The 601-nt window shown below is 37.6% G+C and carries 1 protein-coding gene; it reads left to right on the forward strand.

The features are described from left to right. Positions 1-37: 37 nt before the first annotated feature. Positions 38-496 carry a GNAT family N-acetyltransferase gene (locus tag KP803_RS21790; protein ID WP_248010952.1) on the forward strand — a complete coding sequence of 153 codons (459 nt, stop codon included), beginning with the start codon at positions 38-40 and terminating at the stop codon, positions 494-496. The last annotated feature ends 105 nt before the right edge of the window (positions 497-601 follow it).

A 601-nucleotide genomic window follows, 5' to 3' on the forward strand; every position in this document is an offset into this window, starting at 1 on the left:
CGTTATATGTATTTATTAATTTAGGAAGTTTACAAGGATGTATGTAAGAGAAGCGCAGGCTCAGGAATTAGACGCTATTTACGCTATGGGCTGTGATGTGTGGAGTGATGACCTTTCCTATGAAGAGTATCTAAATGTTTGTCGCAATAGTGAAAAGTATCAAGCTGGGATTTGGTATGTGCTAGTCGAGAATGACCAAATTTTGTCGTCTCTTATCGTCTATCACGATATATTTGGTCTAAAAGATGATTGTTTTGGCATCGGCTCAGTAGCCACACCGAATAGTCTTCGTGGGCGAGGTTATGCTACAACTTTGGTTAATCTCGTGAAGGACGAGTTGTTTTTTTATCATAATGGTAAAGCTATATTCTTACATAGCGATATAGACAATAAATTTTATAGCAGATTAGGGTTCGTTGAGATTAAAGGCACTGGTTGTATGTATATTTCAAATCGTCATTTCGGCTTTGATGGATCAGTACCAGCTTACTTTTAGTTTTACGTTCCACATATAACAAGCTATTTAAGTCGGATTAAAAACGCTTGCCGACTCGCTTCGCTCAAACATAGCAAGTGTTTTTAACCGCTTAATAGAGCGTTA

It is taken from the genome of Vibrio amylolyticus (assembly GCF_023145695.1).
GTDB classification, from domain to species: Bacteria; Pseudomonadota; Gammaproteobacteria; order Enterobacterales; family Vibrionaceae; genus Vibrio; species Vibrio amylolyticus.